The organism is uncultured Shewanella sp., from assembly GCF_947495455.1.
Classification (GTDB): Bacteria; Pseudomonadota; Gammaproteobacteria; order Enterobacterales; family Shewanellaceae; genus Shewanella.
Map to the genome: position 1 here is coordinate 1 of NZ_CANLZC010000113.1, position 18,453 is coordinate 18,453.

The following is an 18,453-nucleotide window of genomic DNA, read 5'->3' on the forward strand; positions in this document are numbered from 1 at the left end:
ATAACTTGGCTCACTTCACAATCAGTATTCATTGTTTATGAGCCAGAAAAGTGGGGATCCCTCAGTCACGGGTATACATAGATAAAAACACTGTTTTCTATTCCTATAACACCCTGCTCTGCTGTGAATGGTGAGTGATTGTCACCATCAAATCACATCCTTGTTAGAAAAAATATGTTACCAAAAGGTTTTTATGATGTTATAAATAATAACATTGATACACAATATTAAAAACCTAACGTTATAAGAAAAAAGACAAGCACTGAACAAGGAACGTTGACAGACCACAATGGAAATACGCTTATTCGAGTCAATTGATAAGATGTTTATGAATTAGGATGTTTATGAATAAAGAATTTCTACCATTGTGCCGACCCGCTCTGAATGACAATGATATGAATGCAGTGATTAAAGTGCTTCAAAGTGGCTGGATAACAACAGGCCAACAAAGTCATGCATTAGAAACCTTGATCACCCAACACATAGGCGCAGCCTATGCCATCACACTGAGCAGCGCCACAGCAGGCATGCACTTAGCCTTATTGGCATTAGGAATAGGCCCTGGAGATGAAGTGATCACCCCGTCGTTAACTTGGGTATCCACGATTAATATGATCACTTTACTCGGCGCCAAACCCGTTTTTGTCGATGTGGATCCCCATACCTTAATGACCGATGCCGAGCGAATAGGTTCACTCATTACTTCAAAGACTAAGCTCATTATTCCCGTGCATTATGCAGGGGCGCCTCTAGATCTTGATGCGCTTTATGCATTATCAACACGCTATAACATTCCCATTCTTGAAGATGCTGCCCATGCCTTAGGCACATACTATAAAGATCGGCCCATAGGCCAAACCGGACATTGTATTTTCTCCTTACACGCTATCAAAAACATTACCACTGCAGAAGGTGGCATATTCACCACCCAAGATAAAGCCCTTGCCGAACGCATTCGCCGTTTACGATTTCATGGTTTAGGCGTCGATGCTTTTGACAGACAGCACCAAGGACGGCGTCCACAAGCAGAAGTTATCGAGCCCGGTTTTAAATACAATATGCCGGATCTCTGTGCCGTGTTAGCCATTGGGCAGCTACAACGTATTGGCAGTATTACTCAAAAACGTCAACAACTCGCCAAATTATATCAAAATAAGCTGCAATCTATCGCAGGGATCACGCCTTTAAATGTACCTCATTACTCCCATGTTCATTGCTGGCACCTTTTTATTATTCGTATCGATCCTCAAACTTTCGGCCTCAATAGAGATGATTTCATTGAAGCACTCAAAAACCATAATATAGGCGCAGGTATCCACTTTAAGGCGTGTCACAGCCAACACTATTATCAAAAGTTATACCAAGATTCCCTAAACGATATTGAGGAGAGATTACCTAACACCATTATAAACAGTGAACAAATCTGCTCATTACCCCTTTTCCCTGACATGACCCCTGAAGATGTTAACCGGGTGATCAGTACCATCATTCAGATCTCGGAGCAACACCATGAAGCATAATCAAGCGATTAAATTCATCTCCATTGTTATTCCTGTTTACAATGAACAAGCGTGTTTACCAGAGCTCATTCGTCGCACAACCGCAACAATGAGCAAGTCAAATAGACAATATGAAATGCTCCTGATCGATGATGGCAGCCAAGATAATAGCGTCGAACTGATTGAAGCCGCCTCATCGGCACCTCACAGTCATATTGTCGGTATTATGCTTAATCGTAATTATGGTCAACACAATGCGATTATGGCTGGCTTTGAACATGTTCGTGGTGATTTAATTATTACTTTAGATGCCGATCTACAAAACCCACCAGAAGAAATCCCCAAATTAATCGCCAAAGCAGAAGAAGGCTTTGATGCCGTCGGCACCATTAGGAAAAACAGACAAGACAGTATACTGCGACGCTTTCCCTCTAAAATCATCAATCACATCGTTAAACGCTCTACGGGTGTTGAAATGAATGATTACGGCTGCATGTTAAGAGCCTATCGTCATCACGTGGTGCAAGCCATGCTGGCATGCCATGAAAGAAGTACTTTTATTCCTATACTTGCCAATGGCTTTGCTCGCCGCACCGCTGAAATTGAAGTTGCTCATAATGAACGTAGTCAAGGTGATTCAAAATATGACTTGATGGGCCTGATTAATTTAATGTTTGATCTACTCACTAGTATGACAACCGCACCATTGCGACTATTAAGTCTCATTGACGGTGGCATTGCCTCCATAGGCGTCCTATTTGGATTCGGCTTATTCTTTTTACGTTTTATCTATGGCAGTGAATGGGGCGTCGATGGCATTTTCCCTTTATTTTCCATTCTCTTTATTTTTATTGGCGCACAATTTATCGGTTTAGGGTTATTGGGCGAGTACATAGGCCGTATTTATTCCGATGTACGAGCGCGGCCACGATATTATGTACAGAATATCCTTATTGGCGAGGCAAGCCAACAAATGAGGGAACAAAGTCAAACGGTGATACCCATAAAACAAACCCCATGATGAAAATTCTATTCTGAGACGAAAACCAAGCCGAAGAAACAAAATATAAACGAAGTCAAATATTAACCATATAATTCATCCGCCTAGTGACATTGACCGTCACAAGTTATTGGGTGGCTTCACTTTTATATAAGGATGCAATATGAAAGCCGTTGTATTTGCTTACCATAATATCGGTTGCGCCGCGATTCAAAGTTTACATGAAGCGGGCATCGAAATTTTAGCCGTTTTTACTCATTTAGATGATCCTAATGAACATGTTTTCTTTGGTTCCGTCGCAAAACTCGCAGCCAGTTTTAATATTCCTGTATTCGCACCAAATGATGTCAACCATCCATTGTGGATAGAACGGCTTCGTCAACTGTCACCGGACTGCCTATTCTCCTTTTATTACAGGCAAATACTCAGTCAAGATATTCTCGATATCCCCCCTCAAGGTGGGTTTAATCTTCATGGTTCATTGCTGCCACACTATCGTGGACGCGCGCCCATTAACTGGGCACTCATTAATGGCGAAACACAAACGGGTGTGACATTACATGCCATGACGAATAAACCCGATGAAGGCGATATTGTCGCAGCCGCTTCCCTGCCCATCACCCACAGTGATACCGCAGCAAGCTTACATCATAGAATGACACAATTGAGCAGTGAGTTATTAAGAGAGATCTTGCCTAAAATAAAACAAAACACGCATACATTAACGCCACAAGATCATAGCCAAGCCAGTTATTATGGGCGAAGAACGCCCGCCGATGGCGAAATAAAATGGAGCGAATCACCTATTCGTTTGTTTAACCTGATTCGCGCAGTGACCGACCCCTTTCCCGGTGCATTTTCTTTTTTAGGTGATCACAAAGTCATTATTTGGCAAGCCAGACCCATTACGACTTCGACAGAGGCCTCACCGGGTACCATTATCAATACCGCCCCCCTCACTGTCGCCTGCCATCAAGGCGCCCTCATCATTGAAGCGGGTCAGGCTGAAAGTGGGTTATACCTTAATGGTGAGCAGCTGGTCAATGATCTGCATTTAGTCAAAGGTATGCGATTTGGTCCCCAAGCCAGTGCGATGTTATCAGCCAAAAAACGAAAGAAAGTCCTTATCATGGGCGCCAATGGCTTTATTGGAAATCACCTCACCAAACGCTTACTCGATGATGGCCAATATGAAATTTATGCCATGGATATGAGTTCAAGCCAGATACAACAATATCTAGGGGATCCTGATTTTCATTTTGTCGAAGGTGATATCACCATACACAGTGAATGGATTGAATATCACATCAAAAAATGTGACATTGTTTTACCTTTAGTGGCCATTGCAACACCTATCGAATATACCCGTAATCCTCTGCGAGTATTTGAACTGGATTTTGAAGAAAACCTCAAAATCGTTCGCGCCTGTGTGAAATACAATAAACGCATTATTTTCCCATCGACATCTGAAGTTTATGGCATGTGTAGCGATGAAGAGTTTAATGAGGATACTTCATCATTAGTCACAGGTCCCATTAATCGGCAACGCTGGATTTATTCAGCATCAAAACAGCTGCTTGATAGGATCATTTGGGCTTACGGTAAACAGAATAAGTTATCATTTACGCTTTTTAGACCCTTTAATTGGATGGGCCCCAAATTAGACAGTTTGGACTCAGCTCGTATTGGTTCCAGCCGCGCCATCACTCAATTGATTTTAAATTTAGTGGAAGGCACGCCCATTAAACTCATCGACGGCGGCGAACAAAAACGCTGCTTTACTGATATTTCTGACGCCATCGAAGCCTTATTTAAAATTATTGAAAACAAAGATGCGGCCTGTAATGGGCAGATTATTAATATTGGTTCCCCTGAAAATGAAGCCAGTATCAAGCAAATGGCCGAAATCTTAGTGGATAAATTTGAGCAACACCCACTTCGCCAGCAATTTCCTCCTTTTGCTGGCTACAATTTAGTGGAAAGCCAATCTTTTTATGGTGACGGCTATCAAGATGTTCAGCACAGGCGACCCAGTATTCACAATGCCAAAAAACTACTGAATTGGGAACCCCATATAAAAATAGAGCAAACCATTGAAAAAACTTTAGATTTTTTCTTAAAATTCGCTGTGGAAGAACAAGCCTGGATGCCTGAAATTATTCGACGTTCAGATCAAGATGCAAAATTTACATTAGTCACAGGGACGGAGTGATCATCGCCATATGCTAAAACAAGCCCCAGTTAAAGTCGGTCTACGTATTGATGTGGATACCTATAGAGGCACCCGCTTGGGCGTGCCCGCATTATTAACACTGCTGGCCCAATACGGTGTATTTGCTTCCTTTTTTTTTACCGTAGGACCTGACAATATGGGGCGTCATATTTGGCGTCTGCTTAAACCTCAATTTCTCAAAAAAATGTTACGCTCTAAGGCTGCCAGCCTTTATGGCTGGGACATTTTACTAAAAGGCACATTATGGCCCGGCCCCATTATTGGTCAAAAGCTGGGTTCTATCATTCAAAAAACCCATCAAGCCCAACATGAAATTGGACTACATGCTTGGGACCATCATAAATGGCAATGCCATACTGATACTATGAGCCCTGATGAGCTCTTTGATGAAATTAATAAAGGTTATCAACTCCTCTCAACACTCACTAACCATCAAATTCGCTGCAGTGCTGTGCCAGGCTGGCGCTGCACTGCATCCACATTAACACAAAAGCAACGCTTTGATTTTCATTATAACAGTGACTGTCGAGGACACTCTATTTTTAGCCCTGAAAAAGGCATGGCCCCGCAGATCCCAGTCACACTACCCACTTATGATGAGCTTATAGGCCAAGCAGGCATAACGCCACATAATTATAACGATGAAATCATCAAACGCATTAAACCGCATCAACTCAATGTATATACCATACATGCCGAAGTGGAAGGTATTGCTCTGATTAATTTATTTGAAGACTTGCTTCAAAAAGCTCAAGCTCATCAGCTGCAATTTGTTCCCCTGTTTCATTTATTGAATAAACCGCCAGAACAATGGCCCATTGATACGATTAAAAACCAGTTTATTCCCGGACGTGAAGGTTGGTTAAGTTGGCAAGGTTCAAGCCTGCAATCTTTGGCATCAAACCAAACATAAAAAGACGAACTGTATTTGTGATTTAATCTTAATAGTAAGTAATGTGAGTAGTGAATAGTGATGCAAAACCCACTGGTATTCAGTGGAGTGATTTTATCTTAATAATGAGTAATGTGAGTAGTGAATAGTGATGCAAAATTCACTGGTATTCGGTGGAGTGATTTTATCTTAATAATGAGTAATGTGAGTAGTGATGCAAACCCACTGATATTCGGTGGAGTGATTTTATCTTAATAGTGAGTAATGAATTATGATGCAAAACCCACAGATGTTCGGTGATATTAGCCTGAGCTCTCCCAAAATAAACTTAGCCGTCACCATTCCACTGTTTTTCGTTTTATTGTATTTATTACCATTGGGATTAAGGGATCTGTGGTCACCAGATGAACTTAGGCATGCTGAAATCGCACGAGAAATGGTACAAAGTGGAGATTGGGTTGTACCTAGGTTTAATAATATTCGTTATTTCGAAAAACCCATTATGGGGCACTGGATGAATGCGACTTCACAACTGCTTTTTGGCGAGAATAACTTCTCTGTTCGCGCTGCATCGGCATTGAGTACATTAGGCACGGCACTGTGTTTATTTTTATTAGTCAGGCATTTTTACACTAAAAGTCAGGCCTTAGTCACAGTAGCTGTTTTTTTAAGCCTCTTTCTTGTCACTAACTTAGGTACCTATAGTTTAGTCGATAGCATGCTTAATTTTTGGCTCACAGCCGCTTTTTGCAGTTTTTACTTTGCTTCACAAAGCTTGACAACCTCAACACGCTTAACCGCTTATTCTCTTGCTGGCGTTTTTTGCTCTTTTGCCTTACTCACTAAAGGCTTTATTGCACTCGCCCTTCCGGTTATTGTCGTGATCCCTTTTATGATCTGGCAACAGAAATTGAAGCAGATTATCGGCTGGGGGATCTGGGTCATCTTAGTCGCAACCTTATGCACTTTGCCATGGGCACTGGCCATTCACCGTGCAGAGCCTGATTTCTGGCATTACTTTTTTTGGATTGAACATATTCAGCGCTTTGCTACTGAAAAAGCGCAGCACCATGCTCCTTTTTGGTATTATTTACCCTACTTATTACTTGCTACTCTACCTTGGTTATTCCTCGCTCCTAGTGCCTTTAAACATCTTTCCCACCAATGGAAACAACCTCTCATTCGCTATGCATTACTATGGGCCCTATTGCCATTCCTCTTTTTTTCAACCTCCAATGGCAAAATTGTCACTTATATTCTCCCTTGCATGCCCCCATTAGCCATTTTACTCAGTTTTGGCCTCATTCATGCCATTGAGAAAAATACTCGAGGAATTTATCTCGGATCCATAGCCAATGCCATGACCTTAGCCTTAATTCCAATTGTCATTTTAGTGCTCTATTACGCAGGAGTCTTACCTGTCAATGCCGATGAATACCACCGCCCTTGGCTATTAGCCTTAGTCTGCTTCTATTGGGCAATATTGGCCCTCCTTGCCATAAAAGCCCAACGCCTTGACAGTAAAATTAGCTGTTATATGGCCATGCCTTTAGGTATGTTTATGCTCGCCTGGGCCATCATTCCCGATGTCAGCACCCATTCAAAAATGCCTGCTCAATTTATGAAGCAGATAGAACCTTTCATTGACAGGCAAACCTTATTGATCGCAGATAACCCAGGTACCATGTCTGCCTATAACTGGTATTTTAAACGTCACGATGTGTATTTGTCTCATTCAAAAGGTGAGCTCAAATATGGTCTTAACTATGATGATGCTAAGAATAGATATATTCATCCTAAAGCCTTAACCCGCTTTATTACGGAGCGCCAACAAAACCAACCCATCGCTTTTTTTAGCCGCTCAAGAACACGACCTAAAGGATTACCTACAGCGGATAACATCATTAAAAAGGGCCGTTATCAATTGTTTATTTACAATCAGCGAAACACATTATGATAGCATGGAGTTTCTTTATTTTATCTGTTTGTGCTAGCACCTATAGCCAGTACTGGCAAAAAAAGGCCGCCATATTATTTGTCGCCCAGCCTCAATTAACTAGGCTGCAAAAAATCTTATCTCTACCTATCATATTAAGCCTGTTATTCTTAGGGCTTGCCGCTTTCAGTTGGTTGTTTGTATTGCACTTTTGGGATGTCTCTCAAGCTTATCCGAGACTGAGTATCAATTTTGTCGCAATATTGATTCTATCTCATTTTACCTTTAATGAACCTATCTCCCAAAAACAGTGCTTAGGCTGTGGCTTGATTATCATTGGGATCATTATGCTTAGCGGAGGGTTCAAATGAGAAACGATCAGCCCATGCAGCAAAACACTTTACCTTTTCCACTTTTCAGTAGAATAAACTGGCCGATAACCATGGCACTTTGCAGCGTTGTGCTGATAACAATCGCACAGATCAGCATGAAATGGGGCGTCATGCAGCTCACTCTTTTTCTACCTGAGCTAGCCTCGTTTTGGCAGCAAAGCTCACTGTTTGAACTTAAGTTTACCGTCGTCATAGCCCCAAATAAGCCATTGTTTCTATTAGCTTTTATTCCATTGCTTTTCATTATCACAGGATTACTTTGTTACGCCTTATCCATGATTTGTTGGATTGTCGCTCTCAAGCAGCTGCCTTTATCCCTCGCCTACCCGCTATTAAGCCTAAGTTATATTCTGGTTTATTTTGCCGCCATCAGCCTACCTGGATTAAACGAAACATTCAGCGGCATCAAACTGCTCGGTATTATATGTATTCTTATAGGACTTTATTTAATGGCGCCCAAGGGAATGGCACACAATACTCAATAGAGAATGACAATTAAGGCATGATCCTTATTTAAACAAAAGTTTATGCAATATAAACGATTAACCTAACTCAACATCCCCCCTTTTTTAAAAACTGAAATTAAAAAGCCACTAATATCCTCATCATTAAGTATAAGCCACAAAAGTCCAATATTTTAAGTTCAAAAACAAGAATAAAATAAGAATAAAATAAGGAAGTTAAATAATATCACTGCATTAATGGCAGCAAAGCCTGCCTATTCATAATACAGGGTATTTACCATTAAGAATAAACTCAATCAATAAAAGAGAAAACCTATGTCAGATTTTGGACTATCAGCAGCGTCTGCCGCTATTGTTACAGGAAAGTCAATTAACGATATTGCACCACAAGAAAAAATTGAAACAAAAACACTGACTCATGCAAACAGCCCATTGAATCAAGCCTGTTGGGCGGGAACTAAACTGCTAGGCAATGTAGCAGGAGAAGTCGCCTCTACAGGTAAATTAGCGCTATCTATCATTGCTACAGGTGCACTGGCGAGCGTCCCCTATAAATTAGGAATATTAAACCCAGTATCCACCGCTGCGTTATCTATGATCCCAACTGCACAACAATGGACAACGGGCTTTGATACCTCAATTTCAGGTATTTTTAGCCATGAAACAAAGAAAAACAACCCACTGTCCACCTTTCTCGTTGGTCAACTCCCTACTCTGCTTACAAAAATTCCCAGCGTTGCCGCTATCACTATGATACTCAATGATTACCAAGGTATTATTATTCCATTACTCAAACCACATATCGGTGACACAGTAGCTGGATATATCACCACGACACTGCCCGTCGTCTCTGAGTGGGCGCTCGCTGCCAGCCCTTATGTCGCTTACTTGCCTTTAGTCATGGCTGGTATCGGCGCGGGTCTCTGCTTATGGCAATGTCTACAAGAACTTGAAACAGGCATGGACAAAATCGTCAGCAACGCCAATGAATTTAGCAGTGCCTTAAAAGGACAAACGGATCAAGCCAGCACAGCGATCATCCATGCTTGATCTAGTGTTAATCAATTTAGCCATAAGTTAAAATAACCATGAATAAAGTCCCGTTAAACGACACTTTTGATAAACTTGTCGCACTCAGTATTGAAAAAATGGCAGCAGAAGAGCAAGCTCATCAGCCCTATAAAAATACGGTACACATTAAAGCCCAACTGCAGCAAAAAATGACCGACTTTATGCTGCAAACCCAAACTCGGTTAGATCACAGCATAAAATTGTGTCAAACTTTTCTCAGTCAAGAGCAAATCCAACGCATTTTCTTACCAATACTGCGTGCCTTTAATCATTCACCTCAGACACTAGAACAAAGAGAAATCCCCAATGCCAAAGTCAATAATGACGATTATGAACTTATATTAGCCATTGGTGAGCAACTGACGCAACAGCAAACATTTCACGATGCCATTGCAATCTATAGTCTATTGGAGCTCATAAAACCGGAAGATATTCGTGCTTATCTTCAACATGGCAGAGCATTAGAAGCACAAGGTGATATTGCGACAACCACTCAGTATTACCAGAATATGACTCAAGCACTCAATAACCCCGTACTGAACTTTCATGCCGCTCAGTACCTATTAAATATTGGGCAAGCATTTGAAGCAACAGAAAAAATTAATAATGCTATTGAAGCATTAAACAGTGTCAACACAGACTCACCTGAATGCGTTGAACTTATGGCCATGCTACAAGCTTTTAAAAATGCTCATCAATTGAATTAATTGCTTTTTGATACAAGATATGGCGAGTCAAGGTTAACTCAATTTGAAAATAAGTTGAGAATAAAAAAGTGCTTATTCCACTATTTCCACTATGATCATAAGGGTCATAAGGGCCATAAGCACTTTCATCTTTCACACTCATTGATTATCCAATATCCAACATTTTATTAAGCAATAGTATGAATATTGGTAATAATCGGCTCACCTTTTAACGGCCTAAAAATTTCAATCATGACAAGGTTCCGCTTTTGGCGCCACCACTTTTGCCTCACAAATAAATCGATAGTTCATTCCAGCAACCACCTGAGTGGACATTTCATCTAGAGGCTGATAGATTTCAATTAATGCCTGTTCAATCGATGCATCAGGGGAAACAATTTTCGCTTCACATTCGAAACGATAATTAGTGCCATTCACCACTTGTGTCGACACCATTAATGGACGGTAACTCACGCCCACAAAACCTTCCATTGCTTCATTTTTTCACGCAATATAATAACGCAATATTCTTAGGGCGAGTTTCACTGCCTCCAAAAGGGCTTGTCTCCACACCCATTTTGCCCGTTTTTGTCACATGTGGCACATAATCATATCCATTGGGACTGAAATGCCCTTTCACATCGGCATACCTTTGCATGTGTGTATGACTTTTTATTGCATCCCCTTGCCATGAAGCAGGTGCCCGCTCTCCATCAGGTTCAATATTCGTACCAGAATAATCAATGCCACGAATAAACTGCCCATAAGCCGGTTTAAACCTTTGCCAACCTTTAGGACATTGTTTCGCATCAAAGGCAACCACAGCCCCTATTGGCACCGTTAACTCACCGAAAACATGACTGATAAAACCTACCAACCACAAAATAATGGCCGTCAAAATAGAAGCCATAACTGGCACAAATACCGCTTTCAATAGACGATTCCTTTTCAATGCCCCTTTATTTTTCTGATTATTTATTCCTTGGTTAGACGAAACGTCTTAAAGAAATGCTACTTAATGGCATACTTCTTATTCGCTTTGAAGGCTTCAACCTCCAGAGGTGCTGATCTATAGTCATAGTTAGCGAGATCCCTGATATGCTGAACGACGACTTCAGAAAAGCTTGATCTTTCAACCTGTAAAACGTGAACAAGTTCATGAGCCATTCTGGGTCTGTCAAGTTTGTATCCTTTTCGTACGTATATTGAATAGCCAAAAACTTGTGCGTTGTTGGAGATCCCCTCACCAATCAAACCAAGAGACTCACCCATTGCTTTAAGTGCTGGATCTTCATAAGGATACGGAACGGAGTCAACATAAACGACCCTCACCTTTTCAGGAAACTGAATGCCAATATCTGCAGCTAACTCTAGGTTAGCCTTACTTAATGGCATCCCTTTTTGTAAGCCTTGCCGATCAATCTCCTGTGCCCACGAGATATACTGTGGAAGTAACCTTGCCATAGGATTCTGATCCTGCGCCGATGCGACTGAAAGTAAACTGAGTAATCCTCCCCAAAACAATAGCGCTAATTTAATCATTTTCATTTTTTAACCTTATTATTTGATATCGATATCGGCCTAAGCTTCGATCTATAGCCTTTATGAAGTGCCCACTCATATCTTTCTCTTTTATGAATCAGAAGATTACCATTAAAAATCACATTTACACAATAGTTTAACATTAGTTACTGATAGAGTGGCTGATAGAGTGGCTGATAAATAAGTGACGAAGACATAAGTGACAAGATAGAACTCCAACACATAAACATTTCATCATCAAAGGCATCGCAAATAAAAATCACTCAATACACATAAAAAACATAACAAGATTAAAAATTACAAAACAACATACATAAAAACAATTTAAATACCTTTTACGTTGATTTTTAACTTAAAAATTGACAATAATTTTCAATATAAAAGACTTTTAATACGTAAAATTAATTATAATAAGCGAATATTTTACGCACTTTAATCTATTTTATGTCATTAATCACAAAAACACCCAATGAACAACGACGCTTTGGTTTAGCACTGTGGGCAGGTTTTCTAGGAGGCAATCTAGCCAGCTTCGTAAAATGGGGCACAGAAAACCCATTTCCTCCCAGAACGCCCGATAGAGGGATCCCGCCTTTTGATATGCTGCAAGACTTTGGTCTTCAAGTCAGTCAAATGATCTATCAATTTTCTGAACATATGATCAATTGGGGAGTGGCAGGCGTGCATCATGGCTTTTCCATTGTCTTTGCCATGTTATATTGCGTTATGGTTGAAGTTTTCCCACAAGTCAAACTCTGGCAAGGCATCGCTTTTTCCATTGTGATCACCTTGTTGTTTCATGGCCTTGTGCTACCTCTAGGGGGCTGGGCACCACATATGTGGCAACTTCCTACGCAAGAGATCATATCGGAATTTCTAGGTCATGGACTATGGATGTGGGCCATCGAACTGGTTCGCATTGCCATACGAGAGAAAAAAACCGCTCCTAAATCCCTTACCCGCTCTCAAACATAAGCCGATACACAGAACCCGTCGCAATAGAGCAGAACAAAATTAGGGGAATAAACAAGCCTGATTCACTTATGAATCAGGCTTGATATCGTCACTTTTATTGCTTAATCCAATAGCCCATTTTCTTTAAGAAAAGCCACTTCTTCATCTGATAAAAGATAGCCATCCTTGTCATAATACTGACCATCAACTTGCGTGAACCCCTTAACCCTCTCTGTTGCTGACTCAGCCCCTAATACATCCAGCATTGATGGCGTATCATTCGCCGCAGCATACCCAGACAGTAATATCGTACTCAACAGCAATATTGTTTTTTTCATATTCTTATCCTTTAATTTTTAATTTTTATTGATATTAAAGCGAGTCAATCACGTTACTTTTCTGTCACCACAATAGAAGCGGTATCTGACACAACAGGCAAAGCACCATTTTGAGCGATATAATCACTTTCCAAAACGCATTCTGATCCAATATAAGCTTGAATATCATCATTATTAGCGTAGCGATCATAGATAATACACGTCCCATTATCATCGACTACACCCGCATGAATACGTCTAGTGAAGGCACTCAATTCATATTGATGTTCTATTGTACCTTGAACGTCAAATACGACATCATCGGCCTTATTTTTATAGGTAATAGTATAAGGAAATTCAGCACTTCTGACATAAACCTGTGTTTTAATGCCCGCAACGAACCGAGCAGGGTTTGTCAATGTCGCATCGATTTGTAGAGAAGTCGTATATTGTTCAAAATTTGAACCTGCGACAACACTTTCATGCACAGTGGTAATATTATGATGATAACCAAAGTTGGCCGTCACGTCGGCAAATTTTGCGGCTTTAGCTTCTATATCAATACCAATATTCATTTCTTCCGTGATCCCAGCGGTGTTGATAAAGCTATCGGATGAGCTTTCAGTTCGAGTATACTTCAATATCACAGGGGTATTTTGCGCAAGAGGAAGCTCATTTGCATCGAGCAAGAAAGTACCACTGTATGACTGTATAGGTCCATTTAGATTAACGTTATTATAATCAAAAGAGATATCTTGAATTTCTAAATCCAATATTCTATCTGTAATAATACCAATGCTGTTAATTTTGTTATCATTGTAGGTACCATGAAAACCCAACACCCCTCGGCCATCCTCAACGGTCCAATTATATTTTTTACTCTTTGACCCATATTGACCAAAACCGTAACTATTACCAGTATTAGTGTAAAACTTCATCGCAGTGATACGTTTCATGCTCCTGCTAGATGTTTTCGCAGAAGACTTCCAAAAGCTACCACTGGTAATGTATTCATCCTCAGCTAAGCTAATGACTCTTTTGTCACCACTGGTTTTACCAAAGCTACCCGATCCCCCTTTTTCATAGGTAATTTTCATTCCCTTGATATACCAACCATCGTCATACACAGTAATAGAACTAATTTTATTGCCCGGAATAGCTTGAGAGTGATTAAGCGTACTATAATTGTTTTTATAGTCCGTGCCATGAGTCCAGCTACTCACCTCTCTAGCCAAATAGTCTTGCGCATTGGCTGATAAAGCTGATTGACTAAAAGCCAGTAGTGACAGACTTAACAAGCTGAGCGTCATTTTTTTGTTCATAATTTATCCCCTAAAATTTATTATTTTTGTTATATTTATTTATTCTTTGTTAACAATTCTGATATTTAAAACACCAATTTACATAACATAAAGGTTACTGTCAGAATCAAGTACAAATATAACTACTCATAAAATTAATTCAACGGAAACAATAAATAACACTACCCCTTAAAAAAAACACACACTCCAAAACCAATAATCAAAATAAATAATAAATCGCAACTTTATAGATTTTAATTTTACAAATAATCAAATTAATAGCACTAAAAACTAAAAATAAATCCTATGAAATACAGATTGAATTCAAAATAAAATAAGAGCACAACAAAAAAACATCATAAAATAAACAATAAGCCAACCACCAGGAAACAATAAAAAACCAAATAAAAACAAAAAACACACATTAATTAAAATATGAAGGTCATTTAAAAAACAAATTAAAGGTAGATATAAAGTAAATAAATAAAAATTTACATGCTGTCGAGGATTGCTGTCGAAGATATTTCAGCAAGAATTGCCACCATTTATTTTTGCATTGTGTAACCTATAGGAAGTTTTTCTTCTGGACTACGATGATCCTCATATTCAATCCCTTGATACTCGCCGCTATGGCCACCTCTATGGCAAGTCACGACAGTTTTACCGCTATTCAACCAATCAAGGACTTTTTCAACTTCGACTAGGGTCTGTTGATCTTTGCTGATTATTTCTGCTGCAGTTTGTCGCTTCTTTATACAAGGCAGAGCTTATGCAGTGTAGTCATTCTCCATAAGTAAGCGATAACGCCGTAGAAAGGAGCGACAAGCGCAGTCCGTAGGATCCGGCTAAACGTGTTTTCCTCTTTGTTGAGAGGCATTCGCTTAGAATGACTAGGCGTCACCCCTCTCGCCGCGATTAAAACACGTTTATCTCGGACATAATTTAATCATGAAAGATCAACAGCCCCTAATATTTGAGGGTAATAATCATCGACTGTTTCATTGTAATAATCAGGGCAAGTTGCACTGAGGCCATAGCCCATACCTAGATTGTCCATAAAATCAAAACCATCACAATATAGCTCGTAACACTGCCTGATATATTGCTGAACATCACTTGGCCTATTCACTATTTTTTGCAATATATTGCGAAGGTACCACTCGTAATACTGACCCATTGAAAAATAAAGAGACAGTATTTTTTTCGCTTCGTACAGAGCACTCGGTGTTGTGTAATTGATGGAGATGAGAGCAAGATAATCATCAGAGGTCAATGTTTCTTCTAGCTTTGATTCTGTGTACACCCAAGTTTCAAATGCGGGCAATTCGATTTTTTGAGCCACTAACTTAAAAAAGACCAGTTTTGTAGGATCCACTTCATTCCCTTATAAGGCTAACCACTCATTCAACAACAGCAGAATAAGCTTCCAAACTGCTGACTCTTTTTATAAAAGCCAATCAATAAATAATCAGTCTCATCTCAATCTGAGAGATCACAATGAGACTGAAATAATGTCATTACAAGGTCATCATTGTCGATTGCTTATCCCTTGACAATCCTTGAGGTATAATAATCCTCCAATGCTTTCACATCTTCTGGGCGCTCCAGTGCTTTTTCATGTCCTTGTGCTCGCACTCGAATGATCGCATTACTCACTGCCTCTGAGCTAGCAGTGATAACATCTTCATGATTATAATGAGTATCAATAAAGCTAGTGAGTGCAGGCTGCTTCGTCGGTGCGGGCAATTGGCTCAATACATACGCTGCTTTAACGAGCCCAGAACGACCATCCCCACCACCACAATGAATAGCCACATGTTGGCCTTTATTTTCATATTCTTTAATGGTTTCAACAATCAGCGACAATTGCTGCTTAGGTAAACTGCCTTCCTTAAAAAAGTCCTGTATATGTAATTTTGATTGATTAACATGGGCGATCCCGTGTCGAGTCAACTCACTCGTTAACTGAGCAGAAGCCTTCTCTGCTACGGAGATCAACACAGACACTCCAAGGTTTTTCATCAATTGAGCATATTCGACTGCATCCTCTTTAGGTCGACGAGTCGATACAAGCCGATGACCAGGCGCAACATGGGCATTAAATTTATATCTCGTGTGTTCATCCATATTACGATCAAGATCTAAGGGCAACACATTAGCCGCTGATACAGCAGCGTTCAGGCGCAATTGCTGCTCTTGTTGACTCACGGCATTAAATAAAACCGTTAGATACTCTTTATACTCACTGGAAGCCGTTGTACTGACTTTTTCTCGATACAAATTCGCACTAAGCTGCTCAGCTTTCGCTTGAGTCAATTGACTTATTGCCGTCTTTAAAGCCTGGCTTAAACTTAGATCCAGCTGAGGTTCTGGCACGATTTTCTTTAACACATCGATATTGCTTGCTAATTGTTTTAACTGCGCTAATGTATCAGCCAAATCGCCAGTAAAATGTGCTGGTAATTGTGTCAGTTGTTGATTAATTGCCAAGGTAAGTTTTTTTACTGGCACTGAGTATTCAGTTAACTTTAACTCAATGCCAGACAATAAGGCTTGTAATGGCGCGGTGTCCTTCATCGATGGCTGTGCAATAAGCTCGGTTAAATAGGTTTGCATGCGCTTCAATTCTGGCTGGGTGATTGGCGACGCCTGTAATACTAACGTTAAAATTTGCTGTAAATCCTGCTCAATATTTGTCAAACCAACCCCGTTCATCCCTTTTAATAAGGTCGGTAACTGGGTTAAGCCTGATTGAACTTGACTTTGCTGTGCCGCATTTTGATTCAACTCTTTGACTACATTGATCACTTGTTGAGAATGAGTAAACCCATTGATGAACACCTGGTGTTTGATCGCCGCAAACGCCTCTTGTTGCTTGTCAGTAAACTGGGACATATCCAGCTTGCGGATCTGACTGGCCAATCGAAGTGCCGCTTTAGGTTCAATTGGGCGCAAGGTATCATTAAGACGTTGGAAGAGGGCTTGTTTTTTTAATTCGCTGTTGTCATCCGCTAAACAAAAAACATGCTGAAAATCCAGCCATAGTTCGCTTAAACTCGTTTTAACACAAGGAGTAAAACAAGCGGTTAGCCTTGCATTAAACTCACGTTCCAGTGTCTCTCTTTCGCTATGTGCCTTATCGACTATAGCCACAAAGGATTGAGCGTCATTCATTTGAGTCAACGCAACATGAGTCAGCGCAACTTGGATTTTATCTAATAAAGGCAAAGGCTGCTTAACCAAACCTTGTATCAATTGCTCAGCCACTTCCTTAGTTGTTATCCCTTTATCAGACTGAGCACACTTAGCCATTAAGGATTGATAGTCACAAATGATGTCGTCCGTAGAGCGAGTATTTAATGTATCAATAAAGTCATTAACTTGTAACTCTATATTCGCTTTAACTTTCGTCTGAATAAGCGTTTCAAGTGCCTCAACAAAATATTTATGGGCACCCTTGCCCCCATAAGTGATCTCTTTTGGTGGCGTTTTCACTTTATCAAGTAACAGCCTAAGATCATCTTCACTCTGGGTTTCTAATAAACGCCATAGCTTTTCATCGATTTCTTCAAATCCTGCAGCAACCAGACATTTCTCAAGAAAAGTAAAATAACGATTAATTAATGCTTCCCCTTTGGCATGAGGAATATTGGCAATCCAGTTATTCAGCTCTGCATCCATATTCTTGACTGTGACGTCGTTGGTCGACAAGGTCAGTTTTGCTAAAGGAAGCGTGTTATGACTCGCATCATCACGCAACTGTTGCCATTGACTTGCAGTGTCATCGTTTGAGTGTCGCGCTGGCAGGGCGCTAACTGTGTGGCCATTTATCCTGCCTAATGTCGGCGTCGACACATTATCCGTAGTAATGTGCTGTGAGGAATTAGATTGTTGAACATGTGAAAACATAGCTGTTGCCTTAAGTAGTAACCATGATAAGGAAAAGGAATTAGGTAACTTGAAATGTATTGCCCTTTACCAACTAAATTGAACGAGATAAAGATGCAATATAATCAGAGGAAAGCGGATTCAGCGCTGGAGTGGATAATGCCTGTTGCCATGTTTTACTAAAACCAATGACTCGCTCTATGACGTGGTTTAATTGATACGACTAACCCAGTTAAGACATAATTGATTTAACTGGAGATTGAAATGAAAACACGTAA

The 18,453-nt window shown here is 40.2% G+C and carries 18 protein-coding genes; 10 read left to right on the plus strand and 8 right to left on the minus strand.

Annotated elements, in window-relative coordinates; translation table 11 throughout:
• Positions 1-344 precede the first annotated feature (344 nt).
• From Q0791_RS21035 to Q0791_RS21075, 9 genes are all read left to right on the plus strand, one after another.
• On the plus strand, positions 345-1,520 hold the full coding sequence (locus tag Q0791_RS21035) for an aminotransferase class I/II-fold pyridoxal phosphate-dependent enzyme (RefSeq protein WP_299010868.1): 1,176 nt from the start codon (positions 345-347) through the stop codon (positions 1,518-1,520).
• Positions 1,510-2,520, plus strand: a complete 1,011-nt coding sequence (locus Q0791_RS21040) for a glycosyltransferase (RefSeq protein ID WP_299010870.1) — start codon at positions 1,510-1,512, stop codon at positions 2,518-2,520. Before Q0791_RS21035 ends, Q0791_RS21040 begins: the two co-directional genes overlap by 11 nt.
• 142 nt (positions 2,521-2,662) lie before the next feature.
• Positions 2,663-4,711 carry a bifunctional UDP-4-amino-4-deoxy-L-arabinose formyltransferase/UDP-glucuronic acid oxidase ArnA gene (gene arnA, locus Q0791_RS21045; protein ID WP_299010873.1) on the plus strand — a complete coding sequence of 683 codons (2,049 nt, stop codon included), beginning with the start codon at positions 2,663-2,665 and terminating at the stop codon, positions 4,709-4,711.
• Between the two features lie 10 nt (positions 4,712-4,721).
• Positions 4,722-5,645, plus strand: a complete 924-nt coding sequence (gene arnD, locus Q0791_RS21050) for a 4-deoxy-4-formamido-L-arabinose-phosphoundecaprenol deformylase (protein ID WP_299010876.1) — start codon at positions 4,722-4,724, stop codon at positions 5,643-5,645.
• Between the two features lie 250 nt (positions 5,646-5,895).
• Positions 5,896-7,581: a lipid IV(A) 4-amino-4-deoxy-L-arabinosyltransferase gene (arnT, locus tag Q0791_RS21055; protein ID WP_299010879.1), complete on the plus strand. Its 1,686-nt coding sequence runs from the start codon at positions 5,896-5,898 to the stop codon at positions 7,579-7,581.
• Positions 7,578-7,931: an EamA family transporter gene (locus Q0791_RS21060; protein WP_299010882.1), complete on the plus strand. Its 354-nt coding sequence runs from the start codon at positions 7,578-7,580 to the stop codon at positions 7,929-7,931. Before arnT ends, Q0791_RS21060 begins: the two co-directional genes overlap by 4 nt.
• Positions 7,928-8,437, plus strand: a complete 510-nt coding sequence (arnF, locus tag Q0791_RS21065; protein WP_299010885.1) for a 4-amino-4-deoxy-L-arabinose-phosphoundecaprenol flippase subunit ArnF — start codon at positions 7,928-7,930, stop codon at positions 8,435-8,437. Before Q0791_RS21060 ends, arnF begins: the two co-directional genes overlap by 4 nt.
• 294 nt (positions 8,438-8,731) lie before the next feature.
• Entirely contained in the window at positions 8,732-9,466 is a 735-nt protein-coding gene (locus Q0791_RS21070; RefSeq protein WP_299010887.1) for a hypothetical protein, read from the plus strand.
• Positions 9,467-9,504: 38 nt separating this feature from the next.
• On the plus strand, positions 9,505-10,194 hold the full coding sequence (locus tag Q0791_RS21075; RefSeq protein ID WP_299010890.1) for a hypothetical protein: 690 nt from the start codon (positions 9,505-9,507) through the stop codon (positions 10,192-10,194).
• On the opposite strand, the gene Q0791_RS21080 is transcribed toward Q0791_RS21075, so the two are convergent.
• The 4 genes from Q0791_RS21080 to Q0791_RS21095 all read right to left on the minus strand — a co-directional run bounded on the left by Q0791_RS21080 (position 10,169) and on the right by Q0791_RS21095 (position 11,721).
• Positions 10,169-10,336: a hypothetical protein gene (locus tag Q0791_RS21080; protein ID WP_299010893.1), complete on the minus strand. Its 168-nt coding sequence runs from the start codon at positions 10,334-10,336 to the stop codon at positions 10,169-10,171. The two genes, Q0791_RS21075 and Q0791_RS21080, sit on opposite strands and share 26 nt — an antisense overlap.
• An 83-nt stretch (positions 10,337-10,419) precedes the next feature.
• Complete coding sequence (locus tag Q0791_RS21085) at positions 10,420-10,665, minus strand: hypothetical protein (RefSeq protein WP_299010896.1); 246 nt, start codon at positions 10,663-10,665, stop codon at positions 10,420-10,422.
• Positions 10,666-10,669: 4 nt separating this feature from the next.
• The gene (locus Q0791_RS21090; RefSeq protein ID WP_299010899.1) at positions 10,670-11,107 is read right to left on the minus strand and encodes a hypothetical protein; all 438 of its coding nucleotides are present in this window, start codon (positions 11,105-11,107) and stop codon (positions 10,670-10,672) included.
• 77 nt (positions 11,108-11,184) lie between these two features.
• Positions 11,185-11,721 carry a hypothetical protein gene (locus tag Q0791_RS21095; RefSeq protein ID WP_299010901.1) on the minus strand — a complete coding sequence of 179 codons (537 nt, stop codon included), beginning with the start codon at positions 11,719-11,721 and terminating at the stop codon, positions 11,185-11,187.
• 438 nt (positions 11,722-12,159) lie between these two features.
• On the opposite strand from Q0791_RS21095, the gene Q0791_RS21100 reads away from it, so the two are divergent.
• Positions 12,160-12,690: a DUF1440 domain-containing protein gene (locus Q0791_RS21100; RefSeq protein ID WP_299010903.1), complete on the plus strand. Its 531-nt coding sequence runs from the start codon at positions 12,160-12,162 to the stop codon at positions 12,688-12,690.
• A 101-nt stretch (positions 12,691-12,791) separates the two neighbouring features.
• Here Q0791_RS21100 and Q0791_RS21105 read toward each other — a convergent pair whose 3' ends face one another.
• From Q0791_RS21105 to Q0791_RS21120, 4 genes are all read right to left on the minus strand, one after another.
• Positions 12,792-13,007: a hypothetical protein gene (locus tag Q0791_RS21105; RefSeq protein WP_299010906.1), complete on the minus strand. Its 216-nt coding sequence runs from the start codon at positions 13,005-13,007 to the stop codon at positions 12,792-12,794.
• Between the two features lie 53 nt (positions 13,008-13,060).
• Positions 13,061-14,308, minus strand: a complete 1,248-nt coding sequence (locus tag Q0791_RS21110) for a jacalin-like lectin (protein WP_299010909.1) — start codon at positions 14,306-14,308, stop codon at positions 13,061-13,063.
• A gap of 925 nt (positions 14,309-15,233) precedes the next feature.
• The gene (locus Q0791_RS21115; RefSeq protein WP_299010912.1) at positions 15,234-15,662 is read right to left on the minus strand and encodes a hypothetical protein; all 429 of its coding nucleotides are present in this window, start codon (positions 15,660-15,662) and stop codon (positions 15,234-15,236) included.
• A gap of 167 nt (positions 15,663-15,829) precedes the next feature.
• The gene (locus Q0791_RS21120) at positions 15,830-18,196 is read right to left on the minus strand and encodes a dual specificity protein phosphatase family protein (RefSeq protein WP_299010915.1); all 2,367 of its coding nucleotides are present in this window, start codon (positions 18,194-18,196) and stop codon (positions 15,830-15,832) included.
• Positions 18,197-18,453: the final 257 nt, after the last annotated feature.